This window comes from Calothrix anomala FACHB-343, from assembly GCF_014696435.1.
Lineage (GTDB): Bacteria > Cyanobacteriota > Cyanobacteriia > Cyanobacteriales > Nostocaceae > Aulosira > Aulosira anomala_A.
In genome coordinates this window covers 30,424-43,890 of sequence record NZ_JACJQG010000066.1, presented here as the reverse complement: position 1 = coordinate 43,890, position 13,467 = coordinate 30,424, and the positions used below count along the sequence as shown (strand labels likewise).

At 41.1% G+C, this 13,467-nt stretch carries 7 protein-coding genes; 3 read left to right on the top strand and 4 right to left on the bottom strand.

Features of this window, described 5'->3' with window-relative positions; all coding sequences use genetic code 11:
• The first annotated feature begins 413 nt into the window (after positions 1–413).
• The gene (locus tag H6G08_RS28830; protein WP_190549363.1) at positions 414–2,489 is read left to right on the top strand and encodes a ShlB/FhaC/HecB family hemolysin secretion/activation protein; all 2,076 of its coding nucleotides are present in this window, start codon (positions 414–416) and stop codon (positions 2,487–2,489) included.
• 122 nt (positions 2,490–2,611) lie between these two features.
• Here the strand turns inward: H6G08_RS28830 and H6G08_RS28825 are convergent, their stop codons facing one another.
• Positions 2,612–2,908: a 4Fe-4S binding protein gene (locus H6G08_RS28825; protein ID WP_096580190.1), complete on the bottom strand. Its 297-nt coding sequence runs from the start codon at positions 2,906–2,908 to the stop codon at positions 2,612–2,614.
• A gap of 106 nt (positions 2,909–3,014) precedes the next feature.
• Positions 3,015–4,463 (bottom strand): nitrogenase cofactor biosynthesis protein NifB, encoded by a 1,449-nt coding sequence (nifB, locus tag H6G08_RS28820; protein ID WP_190549360.1) that lies wholly within the window; start codon positions 4,461–4,463, stop codon positions 3,015–3,017.
• A gap of 1,063 nt (positions 4,464–5,526) precedes the next feature.
• Between nifB and H6G08_RS28815 the strand changes: the two genes are divergently transcribed.
• Both H6G08_RS28815 and H6G08_RS28810 read left to right on the top strand, forming a co-directional pair.
• Positions 5,527–6,474 (top strand): NAD(P)-dependent alcohol dehydrogenase, encoded by a 948-nt coding sequence (locus H6G08_RS28815; RefSeq protein WP_190549358.1) that lies wholly within the window; start codon positions 5,527–5,529, stop codon positions 6,472–6,474.
• 174 nt (positions 6,475–6,648) lie between these two features.
• Positions 6,649–10,743 (top strand): beta strand repeat-containing protein, encoded by a 4,095-nt coding sequence (locus H6G08_RS28810; protein WP_190549356.1) that lies wholly within the window; start codon positions 6,649–6,651, stop codon positions 10,741–10,743.
• A 151-nt stretch (positions 10,744–10,894) separates the two neighbouring features.
• On the opposite strand, the gene H6G08_RS28805 is transcribed toward H6G08_RS28810, so the two are convergent.
• Positions 10,895–12,628 carry a ShlB/FhaC/HecB family hemolysin secretion/activation protein gene (locus H6G08_RS28805; RefSeq protein WP_190549354.1) on the bottom strand — a complete coding sequence of 578 codons (1,734 nt, stop codon included), beginning with the start codon at positions 12,626–12,628 and terminating at the stop codon, positions 10,895–10,897.
• Positions 12,629–13,084: 456 nt separating this feature from the next.
• Positions 13,085–13,447: a hypothetical protein gene (locus H6G08_RS28800; RefSeq protein ID WP_190549352.1), complete on the bottom strand. Its 363-nt coding sequence runs from the start codon at positions 13,445–13,447 to the stop codon at positions 13,085–13,087.
• Positions 13,448–13,467: the final 20 nt, after the last annotated feature.

Here is a 13,467-nt window from a genome sequence, read left to right as displayed (position 1 = left end):
AAAACCAGGGATAAAAAGCCATGATAAAAACTTAAAAACAAAAGTCAATATTCTTAGCTGTCCACAGATTATTAAAAATAGCATTTACTTGCAGAAGATAATTTATTGTCTTCTGTATCTGTTGTGAACATATTATGGTTAACAAAAAATTAGGCAAATTTATCTAGCCATTTCAACTATTAAACATAGTTGATTTTCCAGCTATATTTCTATCTGAGAAATACAAAAAAATTACTCTAATATTTTTGTTCTCTCGCAAACTACAAGTAAGTAGGCACAATTCAATTCAAGCATCTATAGTTTTGCAAAGGAAAAGGTAAAGGTTTTTCCCTTTACCCTTTCCCCTTCTGAATCAGGGATGACATATACCAAGCAAGCCATTATTCATCTGCATATATTCCCTGCTATTCAACATGCACCTGCAAAATTCTCATTGGCGTAACCGTTTCCGGTGTTTGCTCCAGTTGTGTCCAATTATATTAACTAACAGCCTCACTATTGAATCTGCACTGGCAAACACCCCTAACCTATTGCCATTACCTCAACCTGAGCCAATAACCGCCCCCAAACCCCTCACTCATCTTCCACAGGTACCCCAACCATCTCTACTCCCAACCCCTACTTTAGAAGAAGTACTTCCCGGTTCAGCCTTCAGCCCCAACAGTGCGATATCTGAGCAACTCGACGCAAAGAAGACTGAAAAACAACCGACTTTCAATGATTCCCTTCCTCTCCCAACTCCAGAGCAATCCCCATCACTCCCAAACACACCAAAAGCAGCTGTGTGTTCCAAGACAATTTCTGCAGAAGAGTCGGGAACTACTCTAGACGCTTTCACAGTGGAAGAGTTCTTTTTTGTTGTCAATCATCCGGTGTTTACACCAGCAGAACTCAAAAGCTTCACTAAAGGCTACCTTAACAAAGCCCTCTCCCAGGAACAACTGATGCAAGTTGCTGCGGAAATCACCAAACAGTATGCAGCTCGTGGCTATAGTACTTCTAGTGCGGTGGTTTGTATCTCCTCTCAAACCAAACAGCAAGAAAAAACAGCAGCGATTATTCGCGTCATTGAAGGGGAGTTAGAGAGAATTGATGTAAAATCACCCCCTGCTAACAAGGAATATACAGAAAGCTCAAGAGTGCGCCTCAATCCTAACTATGTGCGTTCCCGGTTAGCACTAGCTGCATCAAAACCCCTGAACGTTAACAAATTACAGGCAGCCGTGCAACTGCTGCAACAAGACCCGCTAATTGAATCTGCAAACTTTCGTCTATTACCAGGGTCAAGTCCAGGTAAAAGTATTTTAGAAGTGGAGGTCAAACAAGCAAAATCTTTCAGCGTCTCACTTAGCAATGATATTAGTGGTTTTTCCAATTTGGGAACCTCTCAACAACAAATTGTACTCACAGAAGCTAACTTACTGGGGATAGGAGATAGCCTCAGCCTGGGATATTCTGGTACAGAAGGAACACATAACTGGAATGTTAACTACACCTTACCCCTAAATGCTCGCAATGGAACTCTCAGTTTTACCTACAACCAAAGTCAGGCTGAGGGGATATCTGCGCTGAATGGCTTCGTTCCTTCCCCAGTACAAAGCGTTAACGAAGAAACTTTGGCAGCATCTTCCATCAATTCTTCCTTAGATAGCTTACAAGTATCTGGGAATGCTTCCAATCAAGAATCAACCTTAAGCACTTACGAATTAACGCTGCGTCAGCCAATTATCCGCAGAATTACAGAGGAAAACCTTGGCAATAGAGAAAAGCAGCCAACTTATGAAGAATTAGCCCTCGGTCTAACTGCTTTTGTAGGGGAAAGCCCGACGATTTCATCTCTGCTTCCTTTATCCCTGTCTTCATTGTCTAACGATAGTGGGATGACACGCACCTTTGCACTGCGGTTTTTTCAGGAATTTAAAAAACATAATGCACAAGATAGCATCGAACTGCGTTCTCAATTCAGCTTTGGATTTAATTCCTTTAGTTCTACAAGCAACGAACCCCTAGCCCTGGTGAATTCAGTACCAGCCACATTTGTTTCCTGGCAAGGTCAAGCGCAATGGACACGGATTTTAGCTAAGGATACATTGCTATTGGTGCGTGCCAATGCTCAACTAGCATACCAGACCTTAGTACCTTCAGAACAATTCATATTGGGCGGAAAAGGCGGTTACCTCCAAGATTCTCTGCTCGCTGACAATGGAATTTTCGCTTCAGCCGAAGTTCAACTCCCTGTGATGGCAGTTTTCCGGGGAAAGGGACTGATCCAGGTGATTCCCTTTGTTGATTTTGGCACAGGTTGGAATAGTTCTGGTCAAACCAATCCCAGCCCCAATACGATGGCTTCTGTGGGTTTGGGTTTACAGTGGCAACAGGATCGTTTTACCGCTCGTCTTGACTGGGGAATTCCTTTAATCTCAGTAAATTCACCGTATGGTACAGGGCTAGAAAATGCTCTGTATTTCTCTGTACAATACAACCCTTAATCACTAGTCAAGCCTAAATACACAAATACTAGTACAGCGTGCAATACAGTCAACAGCCCTCATAAATCTCGTTTGCGATGGACTGTCCTCAACGCATCTTTTTAGTTTGATAGTAGAAGCTTCTAAGAATAACAGTTAAACCAACGTTCCCAATAATCTTCTTTATTAGTTAACTTCGCTAAAACGCGGTTGTAGGTGGCAAACCAACCTTCCCAATAATCTGTAGGTTGTTTAACGCAACCATCACAAGTGGGACAACCAGCTTGACATTGAGGTACTGTATGAATACTACCGACGCAGTTTGTGCAAAGTTCGGGGTCAATCCAGCGATTACCATCAACTATTTTGATTGCACCAGTGGGACATACAGACAGACATAAATCACAGGAAATACATTGGCCAGTAATTTTGTAAGCCATGACTATTCTCCTTATGGGGGATTGGGCATGGAGCATGGGGCATTGGGCATTGGGTATAATTTTCCTAGTCTCTAGTCCCTAGCCCCTAGTCCCTAGCCCCTAGTCCCTATTTCTCTAGGCTTTCGACATATTGCTCGTAATATTCCAAAGCAACTTTCTCAATTACGTCGTAAGCTTCAACAGTCTGTATGCCAGCTTTGTGCAGTTCTTCTTTGGGACAGTTCCCAATTTTGGAGACTAAAACCGCTTTGCAATCTGCGATCGCTTTAATAATATTGTCTAGAGTGGCTTCTTCTCCAAATCCACCTTGGCAATAGTGGTCTATTTTGCGGTGACTGATAAAGCGTACTTCTTGACCATCCACTTCGTAAACCTGGAATTCTTTGGCATGACCGAAGTGTTGGTTAACTAATCCACTACCTTTGGTTGCAACAGCAACGAGGATTTTGGGGTTTTTAGCAAATTTCTTGCCAGCTAGTGCCTTTTCTTTGGCTGCTTTTATTTCTTGTTTAAACTTCTCAATACCTTCGTGAACTTCTTGACGTTGTTCTAGGTTATATTCCGGAGCCATTTCCAGGAATTTATCTTTGGTAAATTCTTGGCTGCGGTCTTCTCCTAATAATCCTACAGCATCGGCTCGGCATTGACGACAGTGGCGCATCATTTTCATGTTACCAGCACACTGATCTTGAACTTCTTTGAGTTCTTTAGTACTGGGGCCGCGCTGACCGGTTAAACCGAAGTGTGTGCCGTGTTCTGGTGCAGAAATCAACGGCATGATGTTGTGCAGGAATGCGCCGTTTTCACGAATGAATTTATTTACTTCTACCAAGTGCTGGTCGTTAATTCCCGGAATCATTACCGAGTTGACTTTACACAAGATATCGGCTTCTTTGAGGGCTTGTAATCCTTCCATCTGCTTTTCTAGCAGAATTCTTGCTCCCTCAACACCTTTATAACGCTTGCGCTTGTAGTGAACCCAAGAATAAATCTGTGCGCCGATTTCCGGGTCAATTGTGTTAAGGGTAATAGTAACGTGATCTATATTGAGTTGTTTAATGCGATCGACATATTCGGTCAGCATCAAACCATTGGTTGATAAGCACAGTTTAATATCTGGCGCTTTATCTGCAATTAGCTCAAAGGTACGGAAAGTTTTTTCTGGATTCGCCAACGGGTCGCCAGGGCCAGCAATTCCCAAGACTGTCATTTGGGGAATCTTACCTGCAATCACCAATACTTTGTGCGCTGCTTCTTCTGGGGTGAGTAATTCGCTAACTACACCAGGACGGCTTTCGTTAGCACAGTCATATTTGCGGTTGCAATAGTTGCATTGAATGTTACAGGCGGGTGCAACTGCAACGTGCATTCTTGCGTAGTGGTGGTGTGCGTCTTCGCTATAACAGGGATGCTTGGCAATGCGTTCCTTGAGCTTTTCGTCCATTTCTACGGTGGCGTTGCTTTTGCTGTCGCATCCGCAACCACCTGATTTGGCTTGGGTAGTGGTGGGTTCCTGATTGGAGGAAGTGAGGAGTCCTGTAGACGGTGGTGTCATTGAATTTCGCAAGGGTCGGTGGACTGGCTGCCACTGTGAGAGATGCCGTTGCTACTCTTTATGCCTGGGAATTGAAGTCGCGGCTTCTACTCGTAACTCGCAGGAACTTACTCTGTTGCGGGGTGATGCTGATGATAACATCAAATATTAGAGTAGGGCAGGCTTACAATCCTTGATTTTCGGCTGGTGTGTGTCAACGTTTGGGTCGTGGGTAGAATTTGTGCGTACTGAAAGCCGCGACTTCTATTCACAGAGGCATGGTGCTATCTCATCCCTCCACTCACTTTTCGCTTTTGTTTAGAAGCGTTAAGTGATTGGCGATATATGATTTATAGCAGCCATTTTGGCGATCGCCTGGCTGGTATCTAGGATAGAATTTATTGGATTTATTAAGCTTGTACTCAATTTTTGTAAGTCATATTTTGTAAGCATTTCCAGAATTCAAAAAATTTTTTTCGGGTATGGGTTCTAGTGTTTTCTCATTGGGGTACAAGTATTTCTGGAGTGGGGTACAGGATTTCTTTGTACTCAGATAAAATCCATAACCCACAAGGCTTACAGCTTAATTTTAGATTATCTTTAGACATAATCATCTGTACTCAAACACTTCCCCAACCTCACCCAAAGCTAGTAGTGATAGGGAATTGAGGGGGAAAAACTGGAGTAGTCTACGTCGTTCTACTCCAGATACGTGCGAAATTCAATTCTGTATCCAACATATCATTTTTTTTTGGGTAAAAATGTAATTCATATTGTTTTAAGATTTCATTAGAAATGATGTGCAATAAAGTTGTGAAAGCTTGCCAGATAAGGCTTATAGAATGGTTTACCTATCTATATTAATGCATATAATTCTCAAAAACTTTACTTTTCTCTCGGAATTTTTCTTTTTCTAAAGAAGTCGAAACAGGTATATTTACTTGCTATTTAGTCATTTGTTAGAGACGCGATTAATCGCGTCTGTACAACGGTCAACGGTCAACGGTCAACCGTCAACAGTCAACCGTCAACAGCTATTAAACTGTATTTAGAGAGAAAAACAGGGTAGCAAGGAGGAATGGGGATGAAAGCTGTTGTTATCCGCCGATATGGCTCTGCTGAGGTGTTGCAATATGAGGATGTGGAACAACCGACGATTAAACCTGACCAATTACTTGTGAAGATTTACGCTAGTAGTATTAATCCTGTTGATTGGAAAATCCGCAAGGGAATGTTGCGATTCCTCACAGGTAATAAATTCCCGATGATTTTGGGGTTTGATTTGGCGGGGGAAGTTGTAGAAGTTGGTTCTGCGGTTACAGGTTTTCAGCCTGGAGACGCTATTTATGGAAGTACGGCTGTACCTGGAGGCGCTTATGCAGAATTTGCGGCTGTTCCAGCAAATATAGTGGCTCCTAAACCGACGAATTTGAATTACGAACAAGCAGCTGTAGTTCCTTTAGCTGCACTCACAGCTTTGCAAGCATTGCGCGACCAGGGTAATATTCAGTCAGGTCAAAGTGTTTTGATTAATGGCGCGGCTGGTGGTGTAGGCATTTTTGCCGTGCAAATTGCTAAGGCTTTAGGTACTGTGGTGACGGGAGTTTGCAGTACAAAAAACTTGGATTTTGTCAAGTCTTTGGGAGCAGATAGGGTAATTGATTATACACAACAGGACTTTACCAAAGACACAGAACCCTATGACATTATTTTCGATGTAGTGGGTAAGCGATCGCCTTCTCAATGCAAGCAAGTCCTCAAACCAAATGGTGTGTACATCACCACCCTACCCAGCGTTGAAAGTTTTGTGCAGAGTATTTTAACAAGTTTCCTACCGGGTCAAAAGGTCAAATTTATTTTAGAAAAACCCAATACTCAAGACTTGCTGTATTTAAAAGAGTTGATTGAAGCGGGGAAAATGCGTGTTGTGATTCACCGTACATATCCTTTACAAGAATTAGCAGCAGCCCATACAGAAAGTGAAACAGAACGTGCTGTTGGCAAAATTGCGATCGCTGTCATTAGTCATTAGTCATTAGTCATTAGTCATTAGTCATTGTTAAGAAACCCAACAAAACTAGGGAAATGTTGGGTTTCGCAAAGCTTCAAGCCAACCTACAGTTTTTTTGAAATATTTAGCGGAATTATTGCTAAAACTGGCAATTTTATTAGATACTCAGATTGAAAAGATGAATAGCAGCCACCGATGACAAGAAACTACGGATTACACAAGTGTTTGCAGTTCGGATTGGCAGGGTTAATTGGCTGGTTAAGTATTAGTCTCTTGACAGCAAAAGCCCAGGCGCAACAAAGTAATATTGTCCCCGATAACACCCTTGGTACTGAGGCATCGCAAGTAATTAGTAACTTTGGCGGACAAGCAAGGGAAGTGATTACAGGTGGTGCTATTCGCCAAATTAATCTATTTCACAGTTTTGGTGAATTTAATATCAGTGCGGGACGAGAAGCATATTTCTTCAGTCCTAATGCAGATATTCAAAATATCTTAACAAGGGTGACAGGTAATAACCCTTCAGAAATTTTGGGAAGGCTGGGTACATTTGGTAATTCTCAGCCAAATTTATATTTAATTAATCCCAATGGCATTGTGTTTGGAGAAAATGCCAGTTTAGATGTACAAGGTTCATTTATCGGTACGACTGCAAACGGAATACAGTTTGCTAATCAGGGAAATTTTAGCGCCACCAATCCCCAAGCTGTACCGTTATTAACGGTGAATCCGTCGGCGTTGTTATTTAATCAAATTAATCAAGGGGAAATAATCAACCGTAGTCGTCAAATTTTCACACTGGGCAGTTTTTACTTAATAGGTGGAAATATTACATTTGATGGTGGTATTGCAGGTTCGTTAGGAAATCGTTTGGAATTGGGTGCAGTTGCAGGAACAGGAAATGTTGAGTTAATTAATAGCGGTAATCAAATGCAGTTAGCCTTTCCAGATGGCTTACCAAAAGCAAATATTTTCCTGCAAAATAACGCCTTTGCTTTGACAAGTGGAGGGGGTGCAATTACAGTTAATGCTGATGATATTAGTCTTTCTGGGAATAGTTTTATTAGTTCATTACTTCAACCTGGCGAAGGTCAACCAGGTATTGCTGCGGGAGATGTAGTAGTTAATGCAACTGGCCATATCACGCTGGATAATCTTAGTAGTATTGCAAGTCAGGGTTCGGAAAACTCTTTGGGTGATACAGGAAATATTGTAATTAATGCCCAATCGATTAGACTCACAAATCAAAGCATAATTAATAGTAATGGGCCGAGAAGTCGGGGCAATATTATTTTAAATTTAAAGGATGATGTCAGCCTTGATAACGGTAGTTTTATTAATACTAGTGGAATTTTCAATCCGATAGGTAAATCTGGCGATATTACAATCACAACTGGAAACATTAATTTAACTAATCAATCTGCAATTAATTCTGGCAATATTGGACAAGGGCAAGGTGGAAAGATAACCTTAAAAGCTCAAGAATCTATTTCACTTAATAGTGGCAGTAATATTTCCAGTGCTTCTACTGCATCTGGTTTTGGTCAGGTTAACGATCTGCCTAGCGGTGATATTGAAATCAAAACAAGAACCCTCAAACTTGATGGTAGCAATACCTTAATTAGCTCTTTAAATCTTGATGAGGGAAGGGGTGGTAATATTCATATTTTCGCTGATGACTCAATTTTATTAAATGGTCTTGCTTTAATTTTATCTTCTAGTAATGGTCAAGGTGATGCTGGAAATATTCAGCTTGAAACGCGATCGCTTACACTTACTAACGGTGGCAACATCGGTACGCAATCGGCAGGACTTGGTAATAGCGGAAATTTATTAGTTAATGCTTCAGATTCCGTTACTTTGAGCGGTATAGCAACATTTATCGACCCCCAAACCGGAGACAGAAGTATCATAGGAAGTATACTATCAACCAGCGCTTTTGGTACTGGTAAGAGTGGAGAATTAACTATTAATACGCAACGATTGAGCATTAACGATGGTGGAGATATTACTACTATAAGTCGTAGTCGTGGAGGAGATTTGACAATAAATGCCAAAGACTCAGTAGAAGTTGTAGGTAACTCACCTAATAAACTCAGCGCTATCTCTACTAGTACTATAGGGTCTGGGGATGCAGGGAGTATGAGGATTAACACAGGTCATTTAAGTATTCGTGATGGAGGACGAGTACTTACTTCTACCTTTGGTAAAGGTAATGGAGGAAATTTGACTGTGAATGCTGACCGTAGCGTGAAACTCATTGGTTCTTCTGCTGACGATCGTTTTTTTAGTGCTTTGGCTGCTGCTGCGGAAACAGGTTCAACTGGCAATGCAGGAGATTTGACGATTACCACCCCAGATTTACTTGTGCGAGATGGGGCACAGGTTAGCACTGCTACATTTGGTGCAGGTAAGGGAGGTAATTTATTTGTAAATGCCTCAAATAAAGTAGAACTGATTGGTATCTCTAAGAATAGTCAAACTATTAGCGCCTTGGGTACTTCTGCTCAGACAGGCTCAAGTGGAAATGCAGGAAATTTGACTATTGAAACTCAAGATTTATTTGTACGAGATGGGGCACAGGTTAGCACTGCTACATTTGGTGCAGGCAATGGAGGAAATTTGACAGTCAATGCAAGCGGTAGCGTAGAAATAATTGGCGCGTCTGCTAATGTACTTTTTAATAGTAGATTGAGTACCCAAGGCTTAACAGGAAACGCGGGAGACTTAACGATTAACGCCCAAAATTTACTTGTGCGCGATGGCGGACAAGTGGATGCAGCTACATTTGATCGGGGTAAAGGGGGAAATTTAACTGTTAATGTCACAGGTAAAGTAGAACTGATTGGCACATCCCCAGATGGTAGTGTTCCCACTGTTTTATCGACTTCTGCTCTTGCAGGTTCAACTGGGGATGCGGGAGATTTGACAATTAACGTCCAAGATTTATTTGTACAAGATGGGGCGCAGATAAGTGCGGCAACATCTGGTAGAGGTAAAGCAGGTAATTTGGCTGTAAACGCTTCTGGTAAGGTAGAACTAATTGGTACCTCTGCTGATGGTAGTTTTTCTAGTGGTTTGGGTGCTTCCACTAACCAAGGCTCAACAGGCGATGCGGGAAAATTGACGATTACCACCCAAGATTTAATTGTGCGAAATGGGGCAGCAGTTAGCACTGCTACATTTGGTGCAGGTAAAGGCGGTAATTTGACTGTCAATGCTGCTAATAGCGTGGAACTAACTGGTACATCTATTGATGGTCGTTTTTTAAGTGGTTTGAGTGCTTCTGCTTATGCTGGGTCAACTGGTGATGCAGGAAATTTGCAGGTTGATACCCAAAATTTACTTATAGGAGATGGGGCACAGATATTTACTGGTACATTTGGTGCTGGAAAAGCTGGAAATTTAACTGTTAATGCTTCAGGTCAAATTGAATTGATTGGTAGGTCTGCTGATGGTCGTTTTCCTAGTGGCTTGTTAGCTTCTGCTGAACCCAACTCAAGAGGTAATGCAGGAGATATGAGGATTAACACTCCTCAATTACTAGTAAATAATGGTGCAGAAGTATTGGTCAATGCAAGAGGAATAGGTAATGCAGGAATTATGACTATCAATGCTGATACTATCCGCTTAGATAATCAAGCTGCTCTCAATGCTAATACACGCAGTCCCAATAAAGACCCCAAGCGCGAACAAGCAACAATTAACCTCAACACGCAAAATTTAACCCTACGTCAAGGTAGCAGCATTACTACTAATGCCACAGGCGAAAATGTCATTGGTGGTAATATTAATATAGATACAAAATTCTTAGTTGCGGTAGAAAATAGCCGCATCAGTGCTAACTCAGACAATTCTCGCGGTGGTCGAGTAATAGTTAATGCTGAAGGTGTATTTGTTGGTTCTCAACCTAGCGATGTTTCTCAATTTATTACAGCGACTTCTGGTGTTGGTTTATCGGGAACTGTTGATGTTAATTCCCCTGATAATAGTTCGATTCAAAATAGCCTGACGGAATTATCCCCTAACTTAATTGACACTAACGCCCTGATTGCGTCAAGTTGTATTGCTCGCAGTAATCAGCGACAAGAAAATTCGTTTATCATTACAGGTTCTGGTGCTTTACCTGCTAATCGTCCTGGGGTTTTGATTTCTAACTATACCACTGGTGAGGTAAGAAGTATCGCTACTACAGCGCGTCCTTGGAAAAAAGGCGATCCGATTATTGAAGCGCAAGGTTTTTATCGTTTAAATAATGGTAAGTTGTTATTAAGTCGAGAATGTTCTTGATGGTTGACTGTTGACTGTTGACTGTTATACGGGCGGGTTCACAAATATTCACACTGATCAACGATAATTCTCAATAAACCCGCCCCTACTGACTGTTGACTATTGACTATTGACTATTGACTATTGACTCTTGACTGTGGTTACTGAGCTATCACCATGAAATCGGTTGATAGCGCAGGGAAAAATTAAAGCCATTATCTTGTAAAGAAGTACCGCGATCGCTCTTTTCAATCAATGGTATACCATAGTCGGCACGTAATACTAAACCCCTAACAGGTTGCCAATTTATACCTAATCCTACACTAGCAATGGTTTGAGGATCGGGGTTGCTAGCGCGATTGTTCCAAACTGTGCCAATATCAAAAAATGGAATTAACTGTAGCGTTTCTACATTAGCTGCTAGGGGAATTCGGACTTCTATCCCTCCTGCTACGCCATTGTCAGCGACAAGTTGATTTTGACGATAACCGCGTACTGTATCTGCACCTCCAAGGCTAAGTTTTTCTAGGGAAAGTAGGGAATCGGGGGTGAGTTGGGCGTTAATTTTTGTCAGCATTAAGATGCGGGGTGATAAACGTTGTACCCATTGAAATTGTCCGATCCAGGCGAAAAAACGCCCATCTGTACCGCTATTATTAACTGTGGAATTAAATGCATCAATGCCAAAACTAAATTGCGATCGCGCGGCTAAAACACTGTTAGGATTACGTTGTAGCCAGTCTTGCGAAAAGCGAATGACTGTAACTCTGGATCTCCCATCTTCCGGGCCTTCGGTAAAGGAAAAGGGAATATCATTAAGTATATAGGTTTGACTGCGGCGTAAATCTAAAGCTAAACCGAGAGCAAATTCGCTGTTAGGAGTGCGGATGAGAGGTTGACGGATATTCACAGCTAGGGTTTGCGCCTCGCTACGAATATCTAAATCGCGAAATTCGCTGTCAATAATTCTGCTACCACTGTTACTGTAGCGGATACCCAAAGTCCCATCTAAAGCGTTAAAGGGAATGGCGTAACTAATATTGAAAGTATCTAAACCTTCCGTCAGCGCATATTCAGCATTGAATTGATCGCCAAACCCCAATAAATTATCATGGGCAATAAAAATACTACCTTGTTCGGAACCGACGCTAGGTGATTGGTTATTGCTAAAGCTAACCCCGGCGTGAAATGCTGGTGCTTCGGTGATTTTCACCTGTAAAATATTGCTAGCTGGGGAACTTCCGGCGGTTAACTCAGCATTGATTCGTTCAATTACGGGATCGATTTGTAATAATTGTAATGCTTGTTCTAATTTTTTTTGGTTTAAGGGCGTACCTGCAAATCTAGCAATTCGCGATCGCACATATCCTGGTTGTAATCTTTGCAACCCTGTAATCGCAATATCTTCGAGTTCCCCTTCTACTACTTGGATTTGCACGATACCGCTAGCTATATCTTGATTGTTGGGAATAAATGCGCCACTGGTGATATAGCCGTTATCAATATAGAGTTTAGTAATTTGCGATCGCAGTTGCAATAATTGCGCAAAGGTAATTTGTTGATTTTCTAAGGGCTGTTTTAATTCATTAATCTCTTTTTGTAAGACAGTAGCGCCGATAATTCTAATTTCTTTAACCAAAAATTTTTCGTCACTGGGAAAAGTTGTGTTAGGTAAATTTTCTTGGGGAGGTGATGGAAGTATGGGAATATTCTGTTGGGGTGTTGGTAACGCAGGGTTTGGTGTGGGGGATGGTAGGGGAATAGTTTCATCTACTTTCTCTGGTGTATTAGGGGGAATTGTGACGCCAGATGGTGGTGTAGATTGAGCAAATACAGCAATTGGAGTTATGCTGATGCAGGTAAGTAACATGAAAAAAAGCTTTTGCAATCGCCAGTAGACACCCATTATTTTATGTAATTAATTTATTTATATTTATAAAAATTAGACATATTAATTGACAATTAAGGCTCAATATGTATTTCGATTAAATTACATTTTGATTTTGCCAATCTTTTTACAAAATAGATAAAAAATTCCTATTTAATTTTTGCCATATAAGTACAAAACCTAGATAAGCTGATGTGCAGCTAAATTGTGTAACACGAAAACGCAAAATTATTGTAGTGCGGGCATCTTGCCCGCGTCTAATACACAAATTAAATAAACAACAGCTTATAGTGCGGCATTTACCACCATAAAAATAATTTACTAATGACCAATCATAGCCTGAATTTGATTTCGACCTGACTGAAGTGTATTATGTTATGTATGTCGATTTGATAAAAATTTTACAATATTCTGATAATCTACTTGATGATTGCATAAAGATGCAAATCATCAAGTTCCAAGTTGGCAATACTACTATTTATGGTCGCCTCCGTGACCATAGAAAGTTACTGTATATGTATCGCAAAGATTAGTCCGCCCAACATCATAACTACCATCGCTATAAATAGCTTTGATATCATAGACGCACTGATTGCTGTTATTGTTAAATGTCACGCTTTCATAGGTTCCACTGACAATATCGGAGTCTAGAATATTCCGTCCCCAATATTCAGATAGTTGTGAAGATACATATAATCTAGTAATTTCTAATTCGTTATTGTTGTAAACGATGAAATCGCGTCTATCTCCGGCGAGGGCAGTTTGGTTAGGGAAGGGGAAGAATGGTAAAGTAAAAGTGGCAGCGATTAAGGTATTGCGCAGAAATTGAGACAACATAGTTAACCTCTCACTTGAAT